A 21,584-nucleotide genomic window follows, 5' to 3' on the forward strand; every position below is an offset into this window, starting at 1 on the left:
TCAGCGCAGGGGGATGTTCCTGGTTTCCGGCAGCGTGAGGATGATGGCGAATCCGATCGCGGACCCTGCGGCGACGTACCAGAAGAACGCCACGGGTGCGCCGAGCGCGGCGAGTCCCTGCAGCACGAGGGGAGCGGTGCCGCCGAAGACCGCGACGGTGAGGTTGTACCAGGCTCCGATGCCGAGTCCCCGCAGTTCGGTGGGGAACAGCTCCGACATGATCGCCGGGGCGATCGAAGTCATGGCCGTGTACAGCACGATTCCGACGCAGAACACGACGAGCAGCCCGCCGAGCCCGGGGCGTACCAGAGTGGACAGTGGAACGATGAGCACGGCGGTGGCACCGGACCACACCAGCAGCTGCGGTTTGCGTCCGTAGCGGTCCGAGAGCAGCCCGACCGGATACTGCAGCGCGATGAACAGTGCGGTCGCGATCGACAGCGCGAGGAAGACGTCGTTGGCGTCGGCTCCGCGATTCTCCACGGCGAACGGGGTGAGCGCGCTGAAGAACGTGTAGTAGCACAGTGTCGAGACCATGCTGAACCCGACGAGCTGGCCGACCGCCTTCGGGTGCTGGGTCAGCGTGAGCCACAGTGGATTCTTCAGCGCCTTCGCGCGCTTCTTGTTCTCCTCGAACTGTTCGGTTTCGTTGAGCGTGCGGCGCAGCCACAGGCCCACGATGCCGAGGATCCCGCCGATGATGAACGGGATCCGCCAGCCGTAACTGGTGAGTTGTTCGTCCGTGAGTGCCGACGTCAGTCCGAACCCGAGCAGCGACGCGACCAGCAGTGCCGCACCCGTCGAGATGTAGAAGAACGACGAGTACCGGCCCCGGTGCGAGGCGGGGGCGATCTCGGCGAGGTAGGCCGAGGCGTTCGAGACCTCGCCGCCGAGCGAGAGTCCTTGACCGATCCGCGCCAGCACCAGCAGCAGTGGGGCCGCCCAGCCGATGGACGTGTAGGTCGGCAGTAGTCCGATCAGCAGCGAGCCGCCCGCCATCAGCGAGATCGTCAGCAGCATCGCCGTCTTACGGCCCCTGAGGTCCGCGAACCGTCCCAGCATCCACCCACCCAAGGGGCGGAAGAAGAAGGCGAGCGCGAACGTCGCGAGCGTGTTGATCAGCGAGAGGGTGGCGTTGTCACTGGGGAAGAACGCGCCGGCGAAATAGACGCTGAAGGCCGCGTAGATCGTCCAGTCGTACCACTCCACGGCATTGCCGATGCTGGCAGCGACGAGTTGCCGGATGGGGAGTCGGTGCCGCTCGGTGCGCCCGGAACTCACCGTCTCCGTCGCGTCGTCGGTCATCGCTGCCTCCCGCCCTCGCGCGGATCAGTGAAGTGTGGACACAGTACGGCCCCGCTTTCCTCAGGGGAAGAGGGCGATTCACACGGAGCGAACGGCACTTTCGCCTCGTGTGCTGAGGCGAAAGTGCCGTTCGCTTCAGAGTGCATTTTGGAACTGGCTTTTGTGCCCGTAGGGCACGGTCATACGTGCCCAGCCTCGACAGGGTGAGGGGCTCCGGCGTTCGGAGTTCGTGCCTCGCAAGGCTGGGGTTCTCGCCGCGTACGTGTGGTACTCAAGAGGACCCCAACGCGGCGAGGCGCGAACTGGGGCGGCGGTACCGGACCACCCACCCAAGATCCACAACGCCCCCTCAGCGGGAACGTGGCGCGGGAGGCGTCACGCGGCGGTGGCGAGGGTGAAGGGCAGGACGGCAGGGGCTCCCGACTGGCGGAGCATGCGGCTCACGACGGTGACTGTCCATCCGGTGTCGGCGAGGTCGTCCATCAACAGCACCGGGCCGTCCACACCGAACAGCGTGCTCGCCAGCTCGTCCGATACCCGGAACTGGTTCCACACCGACGCGACGCGCTGGGCACTGTTCGTCGCACGACGCACCGGAGCGCTCACGTCCGTGTCGACCTCGCCGAGCAACGGCAGCCGACCGACCGAGGCGATCTTCGACGCGAGGCTGCGCACCAGCTCGGGACGTGTCCGTGAGCCGATCGAGACGACACCCACGGGTCGCTGTTCCCAGTCCCAGGCCGCGAGAACCTGCACACACGCCTGGAACACGTCGTCGGGCAGTTCCTGATCCGGTGACGCGGTGCCGAGTAGGTCGCGGAGCCGGTTGCCCCAGCCGATATCGGTCAGCCGGCCGAGCGCACGGCCCTGCGACGCCTGCTCGTCGGCGGGAATCTTGCCGGCGACGTCGATCCCCAACGCCGCCATGCCACTCGGCCACATCTTGCGTGGGGTGACCTCCACGCCGGGCCGGTTCAGCCGATCGGAGGCTGCCTGCACCGACCGCTCGTCGACGCTCGCGGACAGCGGCGAGCCCGTGCAGTTGTCGCAACGGCCGCAGGGCTGCGCGCCCGGGTCGTCCAACTGCCGCCGCAGAAACTCCATGCGGCAACCGGTGGTCGCGACATAGTCGAGCATCGCCTGCTGTTCGGCCTCGCGGGCCTGCGCGATACGGCCGTAGCGCTCGGCGTCGTAGGACCACTGCTCGCCGGTCGCCTCCCAGCCGCCCTTGACCCGGCGCACCGCACCGTCCACGTCCAGGACCTTGAGCACCATCTCCAGCCGGGACCGGTTCAACTCGACCCGAGGCTCCAACGCCGCCGTGGACAGCGTGCCGCCTTCGGACAGTGCTGCCAGTACCGCGCGGACCGTCGGCTCCGGCGGGAACGCCATCGACGCGAAGTAGCTCCAGATGTCGCGGTCCTCGCGGCCCGGCATGAGTAGCACCTCGGCGCGCTCGACACCGCGCCCCGCTCGCCCGATCTGCTGGTAGTAGGCGATGGGGGAGGACGGTGCACCCAGATGCACGACGAATCCGAGGTCCGGCTTGTCGAAACCCATACCCAACGCCGAGGTCGCGACCAGCGCCTTGACCCGGTTCTGGAGCAGATCGTCCTCCGCCCGTGCTCGCTCCGCCGGATCGGTGCGCCCCGAGTACGAGGCGACCTCGAAACCCTGGTCACGCAGGAAACCCGAGACCTCGTCGGTCGCCGCCACGGTGAGCGTGTAGATGATTCCGGAGCCGGGCAGCTCGCCCAGATGCTCGGCCAGCCACGCCAAGCGGGCTTGTGTGGTCGGCAGCGACACGACGCCGAGCCGCAGGCTCTCCCGGTCCAGGGTCCCCCGTAGCACCACCGTCGAGCTGTCGTCCTCGTGCCCGGTGAGCAGCTGCTCCGAGACGTCGGCGACCACGCGGTCGTTGGCGGTCGCGGTCGTCGCCAAGACCGGGACGCCGTCCGGCAGCTCGGCGAGCAGCGTGCGCAGCCGGCGGTAATCCGGGCGGAAGTCGTGACCCCAGTCGGAGATGCAGTGCGCTTCGTCGACCACCAGCAACCCAGCGGACTGGGTGAGCTCGGGCAGCACGGTGTCCCGAAAGTCGGGGTTGTTCAACCGTTCCGGGCTCACCAGCAGGACGTCGACCTCGCCGACCGCGACCTGCTCCTCGATCGACGCCCACTCCTGCGGGTTCGCCGAGTTGATCGTCGCCGCGTGCACGTCCGCCGCAGCGGCTGCCTCGACCTGGTTGCGCATGAGGGCGAGCAGCGGCGAGACGATCACCGTCGGCCCCTCGCCCAGCTCGCGGAGCAGGGCCGTCGCCACGAAGTACACGGCCGATTTGCCCCAGCCGGTGCGCTGAACCACCAGCGCACGGCTTCTTTCCAGCACCAGGGCTCGGATCGCGCTCCACTGGTCCTCGCGCAACGTCGCGTCGGGACCGGCGAGGGCGCGGAGGTGCTCTTCGGCCTGTTCTCGCAGTACGGCTTCGTCCACGTCCTGATTCCTACCGGATGCCTCCGGCCACGGCCGGGCACCCCTGGGTATCGGCATGTGGGAAAGCCGTGGAGGTCGGTTCTACCCTGGAGAGGTGACCAGCACCGTCCAGTCTCCCGACACTGTCCCCGACGCTCTGCGCGAACAGGTGCACGGAGCCGCACGCCGTGCCCGCACCGCCGCCGGCGACCTCGCTCTGGCCACCCGTGCAGAGAAGGACGCTGCGCTGCACGCCATGGCCGACGCGCTCGTCACGCGCACGCCGGAGATCCTCGCGGCCAACGCGGAGGACGTCGACGCGGCGCGCGAGTCGGGGATGACCGAAGCACTCGTCGACAGGCTCAACCTCACCGCCGAGCGCGTCGCGTCCGTCGCGGACGGCTTGCGCAGCGTCGCCGGGCTCGCCGACCCCGCCGGGGAGGTCGTGCGCGGCAGTGTGCTGCCGAACGGGGTGCAGCTGCATCAGGTCCGGGTGCCGCTCGGTGTCGTCGGCATCGTCTACGAAGGCCGACCGAACGTGACGGTCGACGCGGCCGGGCTCACCTTGAAGTCGGGCAACGCGACGCTGCTGCGGGGTTCGTCGTCGGCGGAGCGCTCGAACACGGCGTTGGTCACGATCCTGCGCGAGACCCTCGCCGCGCAGGGACTTCCCGCGGACTCGGTGCAATTGCTGCCCTGCCACGACCGTGCCTCGGTGACGCACCTGATCACCGCGCGGGGCCTCGTCGACATCGTGATTCCGCGCGGTGGCGCCGGACTCATCCAGGCCGTCGTGCAGCAGGCGACGGTGCCTGCCATCGAGACCGGCGTGGGCAACTGCCACGTGTTCGTCGACGCGAGCGCTGACCTCGACATGGCGCTGCGCCTGCTCGTGAACTCGAAGGCGCGTCGGCCGAGCGTCTGCAACGCCGCCGAGACGTTCCTGGTGCACCGTGACGTCGCCGCCGAGTTCGTGCCGAAGGCCGTCTCCGCGCTCGCCGAGGCGGGCGTGACGGTGCACGGCGACGGCCCGGTGCAGCAGCTCGGGGGCCCCGGAGTCGTCGCCGCCACCGAAGGCGACTGGGACACCGAGTACCTCGCCCTGGACATCGCCGGTCGGGTGGTCGACTCGTTCGGGGACGCCCTCGAGCACATCGCCGACCACGGCTCCGGGCACACCGAGGCGATCGTGACCTCCGACGTGCGGTCGGCGCGGCTGTTCACGAGCCGGGTGGACGCGGCGGCCGTCATGGTCAACGCCTCCACCGCGTTCACCGACGGTGGCGAGTTCGGGATGGGCGCGGAGATCGGGATCTCCACGCAGAAGCTGCACGCGCGCGGGCCGATGGGCCTCACCGAGCTGACCTCGACGAAGTGGGTGGCGCACGGCGACGGGCAGGTTCGCGGCGGGAGCTGAGGCGGACTGCGGCAGCCGGAGGAACCTCGGCGCGATCCGTCCACATCAAGGTCAACAGCACGTACCGTCACCGGCGAGGCCGCTCAGTCCGTGACGGGGGAATGGCATGACCACGCAGCCGCGCCACTATCCGTTCAGTTCCGCGAACCGTCTGCACCTCGACCCGTTCTACGCGCATCTCCGCGAGCACGAACCGCTCTCGCGAGTGCGGCTGCCCTACGGCGACGACGCCTGGCTGGCGACTCGCTACGACGACGTGAAGTTCCTGCTGTCTGACCCGCGTTTCAGCCGCGAGGAGTCGACCCGGCGCGACGAGCCGCGGCTCAATCCACACCAGCAGTCCTTCGGCATCATCGCGATGGATCCGCCGGACCACACGCGGCTGCGCAAGCTCGTCGCCAAGACCTTCACCTCGCGCCGCGTCGAGCAACTCCGGCCACGGACCGAACGGGTCGCCGACGACCTGGTGGACGCGATGGTCGCCCGCGTCGCGGCGGAAGGGGGCCCGCCGATCTCGTCGACGAGTTCGCGATGCCGCTGCCCGTGATCGTGATCTGTGAGCTGCTCGGTGTGCCGCACGAGGACCGCGCCCAGTTCGAACAGTGGTCGGAGGCGTTCACCTCGCTGACGAAGCTCTCGCGGCAGGAGATCGAGGACTACGGCGTCCGGATGTACGGCTACATGGGTGAACTCATCGCCCAACGCCGACAGGATCCGCAGGACGACCTGATCAGCGCGTTGGTCTTCGCCCAGAGCGACCAGGGGCGGATGAGCGAGGAGGAACTCATGCTGCTCTGCGTCGGGATTCTCGTCGCCGGGCACGAGACCACCGGGTCGCAGATCTCGAACTTCGTCTACCTGCTTCTGCAACACCCCGAGCTGCTCGCACAGTTGCAATCGGACCTGGACCTCGTCCCGTCGGCGGTCGAAGAACTGCTGCGGCACGTTCCGCTCGGCGCGAGCTCGGTGTTCCCCCGATACGCCACTGAGGACGTCGACATCGGTGGCGTCACAGTGGGCGCGGGCGATCCGGTGTTGGTGAGCCTGCCCGCGGCCAACCGGGACCGGTCGGTGTTCTCCGAGTCCGAGACGCTGCTCCTCGACCGTCACGACAATCCACACGTGACGTTCGGACACGGTCCGCATCATTGCCTCGGTGCTCATCTGGCGCGCGTGGAACTGCAAGTCGCGGTCCGGACTCTGCTGGAACGGTTACCGGGACTGCGTCTCGCGGTCCCGGAACCGAAGGTGCGGTGGAAGACCGGGCTACTCGTGCGCGGGCCGTTGGAACTGCCGCTCGACTGGGATTCCGGGCGGGACTCATGATGTGGTCCGTCGAGGTCGATCAAGACACGTGCGTCGGTTCGGGCATGTGCAACGCGGCCGCTCCCGAGCTCTTCCTGTTGGAAGGGTCCACGTCGGTCGCGCTGAGGCCCACCGCCGAGCCTGCCGAGGACGTTCGTGACGCTGCCGAGTCGTGCCCGGTGGAAGCCATCACCATCCGTGACACGGACACCGGGGCGATCGAAGCCCCGACCGACACGTGACTCCGACCGAGTGAACTGCGACACGAATCGGACGAAAGCGCGTCATAGCCGCGGCGGCCGGGTATCTCACTCGGTGCGCGCCTGCAACGGCAGCGCCCGCAACCCCGGTGGACCCCCAGTCGCCGGCACGAGGTTGCGAGGGGCCGTGGGCTCGGTCACCGGGGGAGCGGTGGCCGAGCCCACGTGCGTGATCGTGAGTAATTCTCGGCAGAAGACGGTGCGCGGTGGCCGCGGGGTCGATGTCGCGAGTGGCTCCGCCACGGAACCGCCGACGTAGATCAACCCGTGCACCCTTTAAGCTGGGCGACCATGGCTGGACGGCGCCGGATCGGGGTCATGGGTGGCACCTTCGATCCGATTCATCACGGCCACCTCGTGGCGGCCAGCGAGGTGCAGGCCCAATTCGGTCTCGAACAGGTCGTGTTCGTGCCCACCGGGCAGCCGTGGCAGAAGAGCGGCAGCGAGGTCAGCGCAGCCGAGGACCGCTATCTCATGACCGTCATCGCGACGGCCTCCAACCCGAGGTTCTCGGTCAACCGGGTCGACATCGACCGCAGCGGACCGACGTACACCATCGACACGCTCAACGACCTGCGTGCCCTCTACCCGGACGCGGAGCTGTACTTCATCACCGGCGCGGACGCGATGAGCGCCATCCTGTCGTGGCACCGGGTCGAGGAACTGTTCCAGCTCGCCCACTTCATCGGCGTCACCCGACACGGCTACGCGCTCGACGACGACCACCTGCCGGACGGCGCGGTGACCCTCGTCGAGATCCCGGCGATGGCGATCTCCTCCAGCGGCTGCCGCGAGCGAGTCGCCGGCGGCCTGCCGGTCTGGTACCTCGTTCCCGACGGCATCGTTCAGTACATCACCAAACGCGGCCTCTACCGGCCCGACGGGCTCACCACGCCCGAGTGGGGACCATGATCATCCGGTAGGACGTCGGTACAACGCACGCGGTCCTTCTCGCTGAGACAGCGTCATGCTGACGCGCAAGCAGGCTCATCATCCGTAGCGGCAACGTCTCGCTGGAGACCCGTGAAGACAGCGAGACCGGATTCCTAAAGTGCCTGTGACCGGCGAAAAACCGTGTAGGCGGCGTACTGTCAAGAGTCCACCCGGGCACCGCCTGAGCCCGGCGATTTTGGGGGAGCCGTCATGAGTACCCACAAGCAGGACGACCGTGCCCCGGTCACTGCGACCTCGGATCTTCCCTTCGCTGATCTTGCTGTGCCGGGACTCGCCGCCACTGACTCGCGGGTGACGTGCGCGGTCTGCGGGCATAGCGACCACCTGCGTGCGGGAGCACGACCGGCCACGACGCGCTGGGCCTGCCCACACTGCGGGGCGCACCACCACCTCTGGGTATGACCCGCGAAAACACCGAACGGTCGCGGGAGGGTGGGGCCGGTAGCGGCTCGGACGAGGTGGTGCACGCTCCCCCCGCGCACCACCTCACACCCCGAGTCCGCGCTGCCACCGGCACGGCAGGCGGTGGCCCCTCGTGCCCACCACCTCCGACCCGACCGGACACCGCAGAGACCCGGTCGGCCCACGGGTCGTGACTCCCCCTCCGACGTCACGGCCCCTCTGCAGCGTAGAAAGCAGTGGGAACATCGGTAACCCACCTATCGGGTGACAGGGCCTTGCTCAGCAGCACCGTTGTCCCATCGCACCCACCCTGGCGTACACGACGATGATCGTTCCGGTACGCGGGGCACTTTCTCTCCGCCCCCATCGTGGTCATCATTCAGTGGCAGCGTCCTCACTGTCGGCCCCACGAGGCCACCGGTCGGGGCGTCAGGGTTCCGCCCATGACCCTCGTGTGGGCGGAACCAACGAGCGAGAGCAACTCCCAGTGACTTGGAGGGCGTATGTGCGAGGCTGGCGAGCGTGCCCTGACCACTTGCCCATCCGCCGTCACCGAACCGGTGCAGCGCACCTGGCAACGTTGCCGGACCACCACTGACCCGGTCGAACGCGCCGCACTCTATGCTCGGCTGACCAGCGCGCTTGAAGAGGCTGCCGCGGCGGCCACCGGTCCCGCAGCCGCCGAAACGCTCTACGACGCGGCCGCCACAGCTCGCCGCACTGCCTACGCAGCGCGCCGCGACCAGATCACCCGCGCCACCCGTCAACCCGGGAGTTGTCGCTGACGATCACGACGCGGATCGAGTGGCCGCCCGGACGCGAGCTCCTGTGGAGGTTGTCAGAGGAGGTGGCCGACGGCACTGTAGCTGTTGACGGGGGGTTCTTCGCCCGTGCAGTGCGGCCAGTGGTTGGTGGCGACCAGCCCGGGGTCGACCAGGGGCCATCCGTCCAGCAGTGCGGTGACTTCGTCGTGGCTGCGCAGGGTGATCGGTGTGGTGGTGTTGCGGTACAGCCGGGTGCCGGTGGTGGCTTCGACTCCGGTGAGGGTGACCGAGGCGCCGTGGGAGCACACGAGGTAGCTGCCCGGATGGCAGGCGGCGCGGTAGCTGGCCAGTATGCCGATGGGGTCGTCGGCATCGGCGACGAAGTGCAGGACCCCCACCGCGAGCAGCCCGACGGGACGGGTGAAGTCCAGCAAGTCGGCGACGCCGGGGGCAGTGAGGACTCCGTTGACGTCGCGGAGGTCGGCGTGGGTGATGCTGGTCCGCACGTTGCCTTCGAGGAGTGAGTGGGCGTGTGCGACCGCGACCGGTTCGTGGTCGACGTAGGCGACCCGAGCCTGCGGGTTCTGCCGGTGGGCGATTTCGTGGACGTTGCCCACGGTGGGGATGCCTGAGCCGAGGTCGAGGAATTGATCGATGCCCTGCTCGCAGAGGTAGGTCCCGGCTCGGGAGAGGAACGAGCGGTTGGCGCGGGCGGCTTTGCCGACCTCGGGGGTGAGGGCGAGTACCTGATCGGCGGCGTCGCGGTCGATGGCGAAATTGGCGGCGCCGCCGAGGTAGTAGTCGTACATGCGGGCGGCGTTCGCTGCGGTCACGTCGACGTTGGTGATCGCGCCCGGTGAGAACGCGGTGTGCTCGTGGCGATCGCGTCCTTGCATCTCGGTCCCTCCTGATCAGCGCGGCCTGGCCCTCGGTACTCGATCATTCCACGCGAGCCCGCCCGCTCATACGGCATACCGGTCATAAGGCGCAGTTCGTGCCGGTCGTGCGGAACCGCGGATCCGTGAGAGGTGCGTCGGTTAGGGTCTGCGCCGCACGTTTCACATTGAGCTGGAGGCCGTGATGGCCGAACTCGCCGAGAAGTTCCGGGTGTACGACCCGGACGAGACCGATTTGCTGCCTGCGCAGCTCTACCTCGCCTGTCGCCCGGACGAGGACAGCGGCGGGCTGATGCTGGAGACGAGGGAGCTGTCCGGACAACTCGTCGTTCTGGGGTATTCCACGCTGGATACGTTCCTCTCCGGGTGTGGAGCGGATCAGCCGTGGATTCTGCTGCCGGTCGACAAGATCCGTGACTTCGCCTGCATCAGCGAGGGATCGGCCCTGGAGTCCCCGGAGTTCCGTTTCGGCGTGTTGTTGGACGGCCCGATCCCCTCCGAGCTGCGTGGAACCGCAGGCGGTTGGGCTGCAGACGAGGCGGACTGGAACGAGGCTGAGTCTCCGGACTGGACCACCGTCTACCTCGCCTCTCGCCCGTTCAGCGGGCGGCCGGAACAGGTCGGCCTCGAACTGCAACCGATGCCGGGCGAGCGGTTGGCTGTCATGGCATACACCTCGCAGGCGGCTGTGCGTGAGGGATGCGGCCCGTACCAGGCAGCGGCGCCGGTGCCTGCCCGGTTGCTCGGCGATATCCGGCGCCGAAGCGGGGCGCACACGATGTGTCTGGATACGCCGTTGCCGGAGCACCTGCGGCACAGCGGAGGGGAGTGAAACATGTCCGACGAAGTCCGTGTCGGCCAGGAACAGCTGCGTCAGATGGCGTCCGCTTTGCGAAGCAGTACGGACGAGCTTGACAGTGCGGCGAAAAACGCGCCCGGCATGCCGGAAGTGAGTACCTCGGCCGACAAGATGAGTCACACGCTGGGGGAGCTTTCCCAAGCCGCCGCAGGGTTGATCGCCACGATCGAGGAAGTCGCGGGCAAGATCGACGCGAGCGACGGGAGTTACGGCGACGTGGACAACCGCAATGCCGAACGCTTGCAGAAAGAAATCTACGACGAGTACGGCGGCCGGCCGGACTGAGCGGGGAGTGGGACATGGCTGGGGAACTGGAGACCGAGGTCCTGGACGACCCGGGCTCGTGTCGGCGCAGCGCCGAGTGGCTGGGGACGATCGCCGACGGCATTACCCACGTCGTCGATGCGGCCAACCAGCAGCGAGGCGGTTCCGACGGCTTCTGGCGAGGCACGGCGGGTGATGCCGCGCGGGGTGAGCTCGGCCGTGAGGCCAAGAACGCGGACGAGCTGGAAACCGGAATCACGACGATCAAATCGGCGCTGACGGTCTTCGCCGACGAGATCGACACCGTGACACGTCGCATGGCCGATGCGCGCAGCGCCGCCCGGGAGGCGGCATTGGTGATCAACGGCGAGAAGATCCTGCCGCCGAAGCCAACGCCTACCGGTCCTCCCGGGCAACCGGCGGGCCCCAGCGGCGCGGACGAACAGAAGCGAAAGGCGTTCGAGCAAGCAGGAGAGATCGTCGAGGACGCGCGGACCAAACAAGAGCAAGCACACCGCAAACTCGAAGCTGAGCTGAATGACCCGAACGAGACGTTCAACGCGGCCAAGACCCACGCCATGCGGGCCGTGACCGGCGGCTTGACCGCCATCAAGGCCTCCAGCGACGGCGCTGCGGCGCTGTTCGACAAAGCGGACGACTTGCGCGGCACAGCGAAGGAAATGGAGCGGCTCGCGAAGACAGCGGACCACAGCACAGACGCCGCCAAGGCGAAAGTCGCCGCCATGCAGACCCGAGCCAAAGCCAACGTCGCTGAGGCACGCGGAGAAAGAACCGGTCGACTCGCGAACAAGCTCGGTCGCGTAAGTGAGTTCGTCGCCGCGGACGCGAGCATTCATGTGAAGGGCGGTTCCAAACTCGCGACAGGAGCGCGTTCCGCGCTGCGCGGGGTCCCGTACGTAGGTACAGCGATGACGGTGTCCTCAGAGGCTCTAGATTACGGGACAGGGACCGATACGGCAGGCGAAGCTGCGATGGATGCAGGTGCCAGCCTCGGCGGAGCCGCGGTGGGTGGTGCTGTAGGCACCGCGGTCGGCTCGGCGATCTGCCCTGGTGTTGGCACCGTGGTGGGTGGTGCTATCGGCAGCATGGCCGGGGATTTCCTCGCGACCGAAGCAGAAAACTTCCTGACGGGCGAGTAAGAGCAGGGCAAGAAGAACATGTCTGAAGAAATGCCGACGTACCCGACGCAGTTGCCGCCAAAACCTAATCCGCTGACGGGTGAGCCGCGACCGCCGCGGGCGCCTGGATTCTTTAAGAGGGCAAAGCCGCCGAAGGATCAGGATTCCGAGCGGGATCGGGGTGAGCGTCGGAAGCCTGCGCCGCCTGAGGGGTGTGGGCCGGTGCTGGAGTGGTACCGGCACAGTCAGCGGTACGCGATCGGCATGGGCCTCGCGGCGTTTGTGGTGATCGGAATCGGGGTTGGAATCCGGCAAGGGTTCGACTACAGTTTCCTACAGTACTGGTGGATGTGGGTCATTCTCTTCGTGGCCGCGCTGGGAATGTACAGTATTTTCCGCGCAGTGGACCCAGCGGTGGGTTCAGACTGGCTGCGGGTCGGGCGCATGTGGGTCTTATTGTATGAGCTCAAGGAAATCAAGGTCCGCCACCGAGGGCTGTCGATGCACCTCGACGTCAAAGACAGCGGGAACCGAATTCTACAGGTGCGGGTCGATCATTTGCAGGAGGATCGCGATATGTGGGACCTGGTCTATAATGGTCTGATGCATTCGGTCCTTGTGAACGGGGCGAACACTAATCGCGGAGTGCATTCGCGGCTGAAGGTGCCGGAGCCGCCTGAGTGAGAGCGCCGCTGTGGTGGTGGAGAAGCCGGTGGCGTCGGAAGAGTTACCGCCGCGATCTGATCGGTTCACGGGTGAGCCGCGGCCGCCCCGTGCGCCAGGCTTCTTCAAGTGGGACAAGCCGCAGAAAGACCAAGACTCCGAACGTGACCGCAGTCAACGTCGCAAACCTGATCCGCCGGAGGGGTGTGGGCCCGTGCTGGAGTGGTACCGGCACAGCCAACGTTATGCGATCGGAATGGGCGTCCTGGGTGCCATTTTGATCGGTGTTTTTGTCGGTTTGCGGCAAGGACTCGATTACAGCTGGCTTAGCATGCCGTGGACCTGGGCTGCCATCGCCGTGGCGGGGTTGGGTATGTACGGGATTTTCCGAAAGGTTGGGGCTGCTGTGGGAGCGGACTGGTTGAAAGTCGGCAAGATGTGGGTTTTGCTGTACGAACTGACCGACATCAAGGTTCGTCACCGGGGTATGTCGATGCACCTCGATCTCAAGGACAGTAGAAGTCGTAGTCTGCAGGTGCGCGTGGATGAACTCCAGGAGGATCGCGATATGTGGGACCTGGTCTACAACGGCCTGATGCATTCGGTCCTTGTGAACGGCGCGAACACTAACCGCGGAGTGCATTCGCGACTGAAGGTTCCGGAGCCGCCTGAGTGAGTGTGTCGCTGTAGTGGTGGAGAAGCCGGTAACGTCGGAAGAGTTACCACCGAGGCCTGATCGATACACGGGTGAGCGGCGGCCGCCGCGGGCACCGGGGTTTTTCAAAGGTGTGAAGCCGCCGAAGAATCAGGATCCGGAGCGGGATCGCAGGGAACGTCGCAAGCCTGATCCTTCGGAGGGTTGTGGGCCGGTGCTGGAGTGGTATCGGCACAGCCAGCGTTACGCAATCGGCATGGGACTTGCGGCGTTCGTGGTGATGTGTATCGGAGTCGGGTTCCGGCAAGGGCTCGATTTCAGCTTTCTCGGGTTCTGGTGGATGTGGGTATTCCTCGCCGTAGCTGCGTGGGGAATGTACGGGATTTTCCGAAAGGTTGACCCTACAGTGGGAGCGGACTGGTTGAAGGTCGGCAAGATGTGGGACTTTCTGTACGAGCTTGCCGACATCAAGGTTCGTCACCGGGGCATGTCGATGCACCTCGACCTCAAGGACAGTGGAAATCGCATTCTGCAGGTGCGCGTGGATGAACTCCAGGAAGACCGGGATTTGTGGGACCTGGTTTACAACGGCCTGATGCATTCAGTGCTCGTGAACGGTGCGCAAACCAACCGCGGAGTGCATTCGCGGCTGAAAGTGCCCGAACCCGCGGCCACTGTCGGCGTCACCGACGAGCGGCGCAGGCCTCACACCGAGTGCCTGTCATCGCCGACAAGCTCAGAGGTCGCGGACCACGCGGGCGGGGTTGCCGACTGCGACGACGTTCGGTGGCAGGTCGCCGGTGACCACCGCTCCGGCCCCGACAACGGTGTTCTCTCCGATGGTCACCCCCGGGCAGACGATGACCCCACCGCCCAGCCACACGTTGTCGCCGAGAGTGATCGGTCGCGCCGACTCCCACTTGGCACGGCGCGGCTCTGGATCGACGGGGTGGGTCGGGGTGAGCAGCTGGACGTACGGGCCGATCTGCACGTCGGAGCCGAGGGTGATCTCCGCGACGTCGAGCAGCACGGCACCGAAATTGACGAAAGTGCCTGGGCCGATCTTCGTCCGGTAGCCGTAGTCGACGTACAGCGGCGGCCGCACGTCCGCACCCTCGCCGACTTCTCCGAGCAGCTCATTCAGAGCCTTGTGGCGCGCTCGCGGGTCGCTCGCCGGGGACGTGTTGAACCGTTCGCTCAGTTCGGCCGCGCGTTGCTGGTCCGCTATCAGCTCGGGGTCGTCGGCGATGTACTGCTCACCGGCGAGCATGCGGTCCTTATGGTCGCCCACAGCGCTCCCTTCGGCGCGACTCCGGTCGGTTCCGCTCCTCAGTCTGGTACAGCGTTGCCGCCCCTGTGCCTGCCTGCGGCGAGTGATACGTCACTGCGGGCCCCTCGGCCGGGTCAGTCGTCCAGGCCGGGCGGGGATTCGCTGAGGACCCAGTACTCGGTGAACCGTTCGCCGTCGTGGCGGAGGATGTCGTGGCCGTGGAACTCGGTAGGCTTGCCCCGGTAGTGCCCTCGTGCGACCCAGCGCGCGGTGATGAGGCCGCCCTGCGCGACGGGCCCGATCTCGGTGGTGAACGTCAGGTCGTCGTCGAACATCGTCCTGCCTTGACGGACGACTGCCGCGAGTGCGTCGGGTCCGTGGACGAGACCGGGGTTGTTCGGCCAGTTGCCGACGAAGGTCGGGGTCACCACCCGCGCTGCGATGCCTTCGAGCGATCCGAGGTCGCCGCTCCACAGCTGGTCCAGCCAGCGTGAGTACAGCTCGTCGGACATGCTGCTCCTTCCGTCGTGTGCTCTCGCTCCGAACCCTAGAACGTCACACCGGCATGCGTCCGAACAGCACCGCACCGGAGGAGCCGTTGCCTGCTCGACGTGTGCAGGTCCATACCTGCGCCGGGTGCTGGAGTGCGTGCTGCGCTGGATATCCTCTAGGGCGGCGTGGGTCGGACGGTGCCCACCTGGAAGGAGAGACGTGGCAGCCACCGAAGAGGCCCGCACGCTTGCCCTGGTCGCAGCGCAGGCCGCGGCGGACAAGAAGGCCACCGACGTGGTCGTGCTCGACGTGTCCGGCCAACTGGTCATCACCGACTGTTTCGTGATCGCGTCCGCCTCCAACGAACGGCTCGTCGGGGCGATCGTGGACAACGTCGAGGAGAAGATGCGCGCCGCCGGTCACAAGCCTGTGCGCAGGGAAGGGGCACGTGAGGGGCGTTGGGTGCTGCTCGACTACGTCGACGTCGTCGTGCATATCCAACACGCCGACGAGCGCTCCTTCTACGAACTGGAACGTCTCTGGAAGGACTGCCCCCGCGTCGACTTCGTCGACGCCACGGGTGGTCGCGGTGCGGACCCCGACGAGGACCGGCAGTGAGTTTGCACCGCCTCGTCCTGTGGCGACACGGCGAGACGGACTACAACCTCGCTGGTCGGTTGCAGGGGCACTTGGACAGCGCCCTGACCGACAACGGCCGTCAGCAGGCGCTGGTGGCCGCGGAAGCCGTCGGCGAGTTCGAACCCGATGTCGCCGTGAGCTCGGACCTGCGCCGGGCGCGGAGCACAGTATCGGCGTTGGGCGAGGTCAGCGGGATTCCGGCCGCGTTGGACAAGCGGCTGCGGGAAACGAACGTCGGAGACTGGCAAGGACTCAGCGGCGCCGAGATCGAACATTCGTGGCCCGGCGCGATGACCCTGTGGCGCTCCGACGCGACGTGGGCACCGCCGGGCGGAGAGTCCCGGGTGGAGGTCGCCGAGCGCGCACTGTCCGTCGTGACCGAACTCGACCACTCCCACCACGGCACTGCGTTGTTGTGCACGCACGGAGGACTGATCACCTCGCTGACCGCGCGGCTGCTGGACCTGCCCGTGCGACTGTGGCCGTCGATCGGCGGCGTCGGGAACTGTCACTGGGTGGTTCTCGTTCGCAGGGACCGGCACGATCACACGTGGCGGCTGATGACCTACAACCACGGCGTCACGAACTGACCGGCCCGACGTCGAACTGTCTTCTGCCCCGGCCGAGAAAGTGAGGTCCTCGTGCGCATCGCCGTGGTCACCGACTCGACCGCCTATCTCCCCGGTGGGTACGCCGAGCGGTATTCGGTGCGGACGGTTCCGCTGCACGTCAGCGTGGACGGCGCCGAGACCGTCGTGGAATCCGAATTCGGGCCCGACGACCTGACGTCCGCGTTTGCGAGCAAGCGGCGCGTCACGACGTCAGGGGCGACGTCGCAGGAACTCGCAACGGTCTACCGGGACGCGCTGGATTCCGGCGCGGACGGTGTCGTGTCGGTGCATCTGTCCCGTCAGCTCTCCGCCACGTGGGACGCGGCACGCCTCGCCGCGTCCGATGTCGACCCGGACCGGGTCCATGTCGTGGATTCCCGATCCACCGGAATGGGGCTCGGCTTCGCGGTGTTGGCCGCTGCCGAACGCGCCCTCGCCGGTGCCGGGCTCGCGGAGGTCGAGGCGAGCGCGGTGGCCACCGCCGAACGCACGACCACGATGTTCTCGGTGCCGACGTTGGATTACCTGCGTCGGGGCGGGCGCATCGGCACCGCCGCGGCCGTGCTCGGGACAGCACTGGCCATCAAACCGCTCCTGCACGTCCACGACGGCAAGATCGAAGCGCTCGAGAAGGTGCGCACGACCGGACGCGCGATGTCGCGACTGTTGGAGATCTCGGTGCGGTCGGTCGGCTCGGAACCGGTGTCGATCGCAGTACATCACCTCGCCGCCCCGGAACGCGCCGAGCAACTCGGGGAGCAGATCCGGCGCCGGTTGCCGGACTGCCGGGACTGTGTGATCTCCGAGGTCGGAGCGGTCATCGGCGCCCACATCGGGCCGGGGGCGGTCGGTGTCGTCCTGCTTTCCGGTGGTTGGCGACCGGACGCGTGAGTCGCCGTGGCGAATAATCGGTGGGGCGACCGTCGCGGGGGCGCTAGTGTGTCGCGCATGGGTGCTTGTTTCTTCGTTGCCGTGAGGCTGCGCCGCGTCTGACGGCGGGCTGACTTCTTTCGGACAGCTTCAGCTTCGCCGTGTCGGGTCCTGTGCCGGTGCGGCGATGCATGCCGCCCGGCTCCCTTCGAATGTCGCGGAGCTCACCCATGCCTGCCTCGATGCCGGGCGGTCGAGAAGAACTCGGCCAGAACTTCCTCGTTTCCTCCCGCGTGATCGGCACGATCGTTGATCTCGTGGCGCGCACGGCCGGTCCTGTCGTCGAACTCGGTGCCGGCGACGGCGCGGTCACGCTACCGTTGAGCAGGGGCGGACGCTCGGTCACCGCGGTCGAGATCGATCCGCGCCGCGTGCGACGCCTCCGGCGTACCGTCCCTGAGCACGTCGCGATCGTGCAGCAGGACATGCTGCGGTACCGCCCACCTCGACACCCGCACGTGCTCGTGGCGAACCTGCCGTTCCACCTGACCACCTCAGTGTTGCGCCGCGTGTTGGCCCAGGAGCACTGGACCGACGCGGTGCTGCTCGTGCAGTGGGAAGTCGCCCGTCGGCGAGCGGGAGTGGGCGGGGCGAGCCTGATGACCGCGAGCTGGTGGCCCTGGTACGAGTTCGCGGTGGTCACCCGCGTGCCTGCCGAAGCGTTTCGGCCGGTCCCGTCGGTCGACGGCGGCCTGCTCACGGTCACGCGCAGGAAGACGCCGCTGGTCGTGGACCGGGTGGGCTACCAACGGTTCGTCCGGGACGTGTTCACCGGTCGGGGTAGGGGTGTCTCCGAGGTCGTGACGAGAACCGGGTGGGTGTCACGACCGTCGATGCGGGCATGGATGGGAGCTCGTGGGCTGCGGTCGACGATGCTCCCGAAAGACCTCACCGCCGAGCACTGGGCGTCTCTGTGGGCACTCGCGACCGAAGATGCGTTATCGGTTCGTCACCTTCGGTTCGAACAGCATCCGGATTCGCACGTGAATTCACCCCGAAAGCGTGGACGTTCGCGCTGAACTGTCCACAGCATCGCGAGTTGTCCACAGATGACGAAATCGGTGCTGCGTCGCGAGATCGGACGTGGCTAGCGTCGACGTCATGTCTCCGACGACCGAATTTCCCACTGTGACGGCGAATTCACGTTCTCGAGGTGCGTCGCCGGACCCGCGGGTGGCGGAGGGTGATTCGCCGTACGAGCGTCTTCGTGCGTTGATGAAGGACCCACCGACACGGTCGGAATCCACGGCAGCGCCGACATCAGGACGCATGGCGCGCTGGGCCGAACGGTGGGTGCCGTCGTCACTCCGGGAGTCCAGAATGGACGTTGGCCGTACCGGTGCGGTGGGTCTGGTGCTCGCGGCACTGCTGATCGTGGGGTTCGTGGCCTTCGGGGTGTGGCGTGAACAGCCTCGTGCCGTTCCTCCACCACCGCCTCCACCGAGCCCGTCGCCTGTCGCCGCCGCCCCACCACCGGATCTCGTCGTCAGTGTGGTCGGCAAGGTCAACGAGCCCGGGCTCGTCACGGTCCGACCCGGCGAGCGGGTCGCCGACGTGCTGGAAGCGGCCGGTGGGGCGAAGGCAGGGACCGATGTCTCTGCCTTGAACCTCGCTCGGAAAGTGGCGGACGGTGAGCAGATCTACGTCGCGGTGCCAGTACCGCCCGGCGCGGCGGAACCACCGACGAGCCAGGGCAGCGATGCGAGCGAGGACGAGGACGTCATCGACCTCAACACCGCCGGCACCGGCGAGTTGGAAGAGTTGCCTGGAGTCGGAGAGGTGACGGCCGAGCGGATCGTGCAGTGGCGTGACGAGAACGGCCCGTTCACCTCCGTTGAGCAGTTACGGGAAGTCGACGGGATCGGGGAGGCGAGGTTCGGCCGATTACGTGATCTGGTCCGGGTATGACACCGGTGTCCACGGCGTCGTGGGTCAGCGGGCCCGGCCGCGAACGGATTCTCGACCTCAGGCTCGCTCCTGCCGCCGTCGCGGTGTGGGCGACCACGGTGGTGGGAGTCCACAGTGGTTCCGGACCGCTCGCGGTGGTCGCTTCGGTAGCGGCACTGGCAGCGGCGATCGTCGCGGTGACAGGACCGAAGCGGTGGAGGATCATCGGAACCACCGTGTTCGCCCTCGTGGCGGTCGCAGCCGCCGGATTGGGGATTCGCGCCCACTACGTCGAACAACACCCGTTGCACGAGGTCGCCCAGCGCGGTGGGGCCGCGACGGTTCACGTGGAGTTGTCCGACCGGCCGAGACAGCTGTCCGGCCCCTCGTACGGCGGCAGACGGCCCGGACAGACGGCGCTGGTGCGAGCGGATCTGCTGTCGCTGAGTAGCGGTGCACGAGATGTCCGGCTCGGCGGCGAGGTACTGCTACTCGTTCCGACCGAGCATTGGGGCGAGTTGATCATCGGGAACCGTGCGACGACGACCGCGAAGGTCCTCCCGTCGCGAAGTGGCGACACCGTGGTGGCAGTGCTGCGGGCGTCCGGCGCGCCACGCGAACTCGGCGAACCGACGGCGGTGCCCCGTGCGGCCGAGAACCTCCGTGCGGGACTGCGGCAAGCATCGGTCGCGGTACTCGGTGAGCGCGCAGCGGGACTTCTGCCCGGACTGGTCGTCGGCGACACGTCACTGATCCCGGCGCGCGTGGTCGAGGAGTTCCGGACCGCCGGACTGGCTCACCTCACGGCCGTCTCCGGAGCGAACCTCGCCATCGTGAGTGGAGCTGTTCTCCTGCTGCTGCGGGGAATTGGGGCGGGCCCGGTGCTCGCGGCGTTCGGCGCCGGTGTCGCGTTGGCCGGGTTCGTGGTTCTCGCCGGGCCGGAACCGAGCGTGCAGCGGGCGGCCGCTATGGGGGCGATCGCGCTGTACGCGCTCGCTGCCGGGCGCCCGCGCGCAGCACTGCCCGCGCTGTCGGCGGCCGTGATCGGCCTTCTGTTGTGGGAGCCGGAACTGGCCACTTCCGCTGGGTTCGCCCTGTCCGTTGCGGCCACGGCAGGACTTGTCGTCCTGGCGCCACAGTGGGCGGCGGCGTTGCACCGGCGCGGCGTGCCGATCGGGCTTGCCGAGGCGTTGGCGGTGCCGACGGCCGCGCACCTCGTGACCGCTCCGATCGTCGCGGCGATCTCCGGTGAGGTCAGCGCCGTCGCGATCATCGCCAACCTGCTGGTCGGCCCCGTCGTCGCACCGGCGACCGTTTTCGGCGTGATGGCGACTGTCGTCGCACCTGTGTGGGAAGGAGGCGCTCAGTTCCTGATCGTGCTCGCCATGCCCGAGCTGCAGTGGTTACTCGGGGTCGCGAGTACTGCGGCGAGCGTTCCGGGAGCGTCGTGGGAGTGGCCGTCCGGCGTCGGGGGCGGGCTCGCGTTGGCCGGTCTCGTGTTCGTGGCGGCAGTGATGCTGCGGTGGCCCCGGTTCCGGTGGACCGTGGTGGCGCTGGTCCTGGTGGCCGTGGTCGTGATGCTACCGGTGCGCACCATAGCACCGGGCTGGCCGCCCGCGGAGTGGAGCGTCGTCGCCTGCGACGTCGGCCAGGGTGACGGGCTGGTCCTCGCAACGGGCACGCCCGGTGAGGCCGTCGTCGTCGACACCGGTCCGGCCCCGGAACCGATGAGGGATTGTCTGCACCGGCTCGGCGTGAAGTCGGTGCCCTTGGTGGTGCTGACGCACTTGCACGCCGACCACGTGGGCGGGCTCAGCGGGGTCTTCGAGCACGCGGCGGTGGCGGCAGTCGGCGTCGGGCCGCTGCGCGAACCCCGCTGGGCGATGACCGAGGTCGACCGCGAGGTTGCCGCGACAGGCGCACACGTACTCGACCTCACAGCCGGACACCGGATGCGCTGGAACGCGTTGACGCTGGACGTGATCGGTCCGGTCGGTGCTGCGGCTCGGTCGGCTGGCGAGGAAGAAGCCAACGACTCCTCGCTCGTGCTCATGGCCACGACGCCCGCCGGCCGAATACTGCTGACCGGAGACGTCGAACTTCCCGCGCAGTCGAGCCTTCTGTCCTCCACAGTGGACCTGCGGGCCGATGTTCTCAAGGTTCCGCACCACGGATCTCGGTACACATCCCCGGATTTCCTCGAGGCGGTGGGAGCGCGGATCGGACTGGTCAGCGTCGGGGACGACAACAGCTACGGACACCCGAGCCCGATCGTGACCGGGGCGCTGACCCGGTCGGGAAGCCGCGTGCTGCGCACCGACCAGGAAGGAGACATCGCGATACTGCCCGGTCCGCGACACGTGAGCCGAGGTGATCCGATACGTGCCGAAGACTGACCGGACG

19 protein-coding genes and 1 pseudogene are annotated in these 21,584 nt (G+C 67.6%); 15 read left to right on the forward strand and 5 right to left on the reverse strand.

The genetic code is table 11. The features are described from left to right. Complete coding sequence (locus GIY23_RS06430) at positions 1-1,305, reverse strand: MFS transporter (RefSeq protein WP_154075817.1); 1,305 nt, start codon at positions 1,303-1,305, stop codon at positions 1-3. A gap of 375 nt (positions 1,306-1,680) precedes the next feature. Then, positions 1,681-3,795 carry a RecQ family ATP-dependent DNA helicase gene (locus tag GIY23_RS06435; protein ID WP_154075818.1) on the reverse strand — a complete coding sequence of 705 codons (2,115 nt, stop codon included), beginning with the start codon at positions 3,793-3,795 and terminating at the stop codon, positions 1,681-1,683. 94 nt (positions 3,796-3,889) lie between these two features. Here GIY23_RS06435 and GIY23_RS06440 point away from each other — a divergent pair, with 94 nt between their 5' ends. From GIY23_RS06440 to nadD, 4 genes and pseudogenes are all read left to right on the forward strand, one after another. Next, a complete protein-coding gene (locus GIY23_RS06440; protein WP_154075819.1) occupies positions 3,890-5,191 on the forward strand; it encodes a glutamate-5-semialdehyde dehydrogenase in 1,302 nt (433 codons plus the stop codon). Positions 5,192-5,297: 106 nt separating this feature from the next. Next, positions 5,298-6,517: pseudogene (locus tag GIY23_RS06445) on the forward strand (cytochrome P450). After that, positions 6,514-6,738: a ferredoxin gene (locus GIY23_RS06450; RefSeq protein WP_154075820.1), complete on the forward strand. Its 225-nt coding sequence runs from the start codon at positions 6,514-6,516 to the stop codon at positions 6,736-6,738. The pseudogene GIY23_RS06445 and the gene GIY23_RS06450 overlap by 4 nt, the downstream one beginning before the upstream one ends. A gap of 309 nt (positions 6,739-7,047) precedes the next feature. Then, complete coding sequence (gene nadD / locus GIY23_RS06455; protein ID WP_154075821.1) at positions 7,048-7,668, forward strand: nicotinate-nucleotide adenylyltransferase; 621 nt, start codon at positions 7,048-7,050, stop codon at positions 7,666-7,668. Positions 7,669-8,950: 1,282 nt separating this feature from the next. Here nadD and GIY23_RS06460 read toward each other — a convergent pair. Further along, positions 8,951-9,772: an SAM-dependent methyltransferase gene (locus GIY23_RS06460; RefSeq protein ID WP_154075822.1), complete on the reverse strand. Its 822-nt coding sequence runs from the start codon at positions 9,770-9,772 to the stop codon at positions 8,951-8,953. Positions 9,773-9,956: 184 nt separating this feature from the next. On the opposite strand from GIY23_RS06460, the gene GIY23_RS06465 reads away from it, so the two are divergent. The 5 genes from GIY23_RS06465 (at position 9,957) to GIY23_RS06485 (ending at position 13,373) form a co-directional block, all read left to right on the forward strand. Beyond that, positions 9,957-10,604 (forward strand): SAV_915 family protein, encoded by a 648-nt coding sequence (locus GIY23_RS06465; protein ID WP_154075823.1) that lies wholly within the window; start codon positions 9,957-9,959, stop codon positions 10,602-10,604. A gap of 3 nt (positions 10,605-10,607) precedes the next feature. Continuing rightward, complete coding sequence (locus GIY23_RS06470) at positions 10,608-10,916, forward strand: hypothetical protein (RefSeq protein ID WP_154075824.1); 309 nt, start codon at positions 10,608-10,610, stop codon at positions 10,914-10,916. A gap of 14 nt (positions 10,917-10,930) precedes the next feature. After that, complete coding sequence (locus tag GIY23_RS06475; protein ID WP_154075825.1) at positions 10,931-12,055, forward strand: hypothetical protein; 1,125 nt, start codon at positions 10,931-10,933, stop codon at positions 12,053-12,055. Positions 12,056-12,256: 201 nt separating this feature from the next. Then, positions 12,257-12,718, forward strand: coding sequence for a hypothetical protein (locus GIY23_RS06480; protein ID WP_154075826.1), 462 nt, complete (start codon positions 12,257-12,259; stop codon positions 12,716-12,718). Between the two features lie 10 nt (positions 12,719-12,728). Further along, positions 12,729-13,373, forward strand: coding sequence for a hypothetical protein (locus GIY23_RS06485; protein WP_222850250.1), 645 nt, complete (start codon positions 12,729-12,731; stop codon positions 13,371-13,373). A 715-nt stretch (positions 13,374-14,088) separates the two neighbouring features. On the opposite strand, the gene GIY23_RS06490 is transcribed toward GIY23_RS06485, so the two are convergent. Next, positions 14,089-14,643 carry a sugar O-acetyltransferase gene (locus GIY23_RS06490; protein WP_154075827.1) on the reverse strand — a complete coding sequence of 185 codons (555 nt, stop codon included), beginning with the start codon at positions 14,641-14,643 and terminating at the stop codon, positions 14,089-14,091. A 113-nt stretch (positions 14,644-14,756) separates the two neighbouring features. Continuing rightward, a complete protein-coding gene (locus tag GIY23_RS06495) occupies positions 14,757-15,134 on the reverse strand; it encodes a nuclear transport factor 2 family protein (RefSeq protein ID WP_154075828.1) in 378 nt (125 codons plus the stop codon). A gap of 199 nt (positions 15,135-15,333) precedes the next feature. On the opposite strand from GIY23_RS06495, the gene rsfS reads away from it, so the two are divergent. The 6 genes from rsfS (at position 15,334) to GIY23_RS06525 (ending at position 21,577) form a co-directional block, all read left to right on the forward strand. Further along, a complete protein-coding gene (gene rsfS, locus GIY23_RS06500) occupies positions 15,334-15,732 on the forward strand; it encodes a ribosome silencing factor (RefSeq protein WP_154075829.1) in 399 nt (132 codons plus the stop codon). Next, positions 15,729-16,343, forward strand: coding sequence for a histidine phosphatase family protein (locus tag GIY23_RS06505; protein ID WP_154075830.1), 615 nt, complete (start codon positions 15,729-15,731; stop codon positions 16,341-16,343). Before rsfS ends, GIY23_RS06505 begins: the two co-directional genes overlap by 4 nt. 51 nt (positions 16,344-16,394) lie before the next feature. Continuing rightward, positions 16,395-17,255: a DegV family protein gene (locus GIY23_RS06510; protein WP_154075831.1), complete on the forward strand. Its 861-nt coding sequence runs from the start codon at positions 16,395-16,397 to the stop codon at positions 17,253-17,255. A gap of 221 nt (positions 17,256-17,476) precedes the next feature. Further along, a complete protein-coding gene (gene erm / locus GIY23_RS06515; RefSeq protein ID WP_407646866.1) occupies positions 17,477-18,313 on the forward strand; it encodes a 23S ribosomal RNA methyltransferase Erm in 837 nt (278 codons plus the stop codon). A 301-nt stretch (positions 18,314-18,614) separates the two neighbouring features. Further along, entirely contained in the window at positions 18,615-19,202 is a 588-nt protein-coding gene (locus GIY23_RS06520) for a ComEA family DNA-binding protein (RefSeq protein ID WP_154075833.1), read from the forward strand. Beyond that, a complete protein-coding gene (locus tag GIY23_RS06525) occupies positions 19,199-21,577 on the forward strand; it encodes a ComEC/Rec2 family competence protein (protein WP_154075834.1) in 2,379 nt (792 codons plus the stop codon). The genes GIY23_RS06520 and GIY23_RS06525 overlap by 4 nt, the downstream gene beginning before the upstream one ends. The last annotated feature ends 7 nt before the right edge of the window (positions 21,578-21,584 follow it).

It is taken from the genome of Allosaccharopolyspora coralli (assembly GCF_009664835.1).
Lineage (GTDB): Bacteria > Actinomycetota > Actinomycetes > Mycobacteriales > Pseudonocardiaceae > Allosaccharopolyspora > Allosaccharopolyspora coralli.

Coding starts and splice junctions, on each gene's coding strand:
- GIY23_RS06430 (WP_154075817.1), bottom strand. CDS start 1,305: ATGACCGACGACGCGACGGAGACGGTGAGTTCCGGGCGCACCGAGCGG.
- GIY23_RS06525 (WP_154075834.1), top strand. CDS start 19,199: ATGACACCGGTGTCCACGGCGTCGTGGGTCAGCGGGCCCGGCCGCGAA.
- GIY23_RS06460 (WP_154075822.1), bottom strand. CDS start 9,772: ATGCAAGGACGCGATCGCCACGAGCACACCGCGTTCTCACCGGGCGCG.
- nadD (WP_154075821.1), top strand. CDS start 7,048: ATGGCTGGACGGCGCCGGATCGGGGTCATGGGTGGCACCTTCGATCCG.
- erm (WP_407646866.1), top strand. CDS start 17,477: ATGCCGGGCGGTCGAGAAGAACTCGGCCAGAACTTCCTCGTTTCCTCC.
- GIY23_RS06450 (WP_154075820.1), top strand. CDS start 6,514: ATGATGTGGTCCGTCGAGGTCGATCAAGACACGTGCGTCGGTTCGGGC.
- GIY23_RS06470 (WP_154075824.1), top strand. CDS start 10,608: ATGTCCGACGAAGTCCGTGTCGGCCAGGAACAGCTGCGTCAGATGGCG.
- GIY23_RS06465 (WP_154075823.1), top strand. CDS start 9,957: ATGGCCGAACTCGCCGAGAAGTTCCGGGTGTACGACCCGGACGAGACC.
- GIY23_RS06495 (WP_154075828.1), bottom strand. CDS start 15,134: ATGTCCGACGAGCTGTACTCACGCTGGCTGGACCAGCTGTGGAGCGGC.
- GIY23_RS06475 (WP_154075825.1), top strand. CDS start 10,931: ATGGCTGGGGAACTGGAGACCGAGGTCCTGGACGACCCGGGCTCGTGT.
- GIY23_RS06520 (WP_154075833.1), top strand. CDS start 18,615: ATGGACGTTGGCCGTACCGGTGCGGTGGGTCTGGTGCTCGCGGCACTG.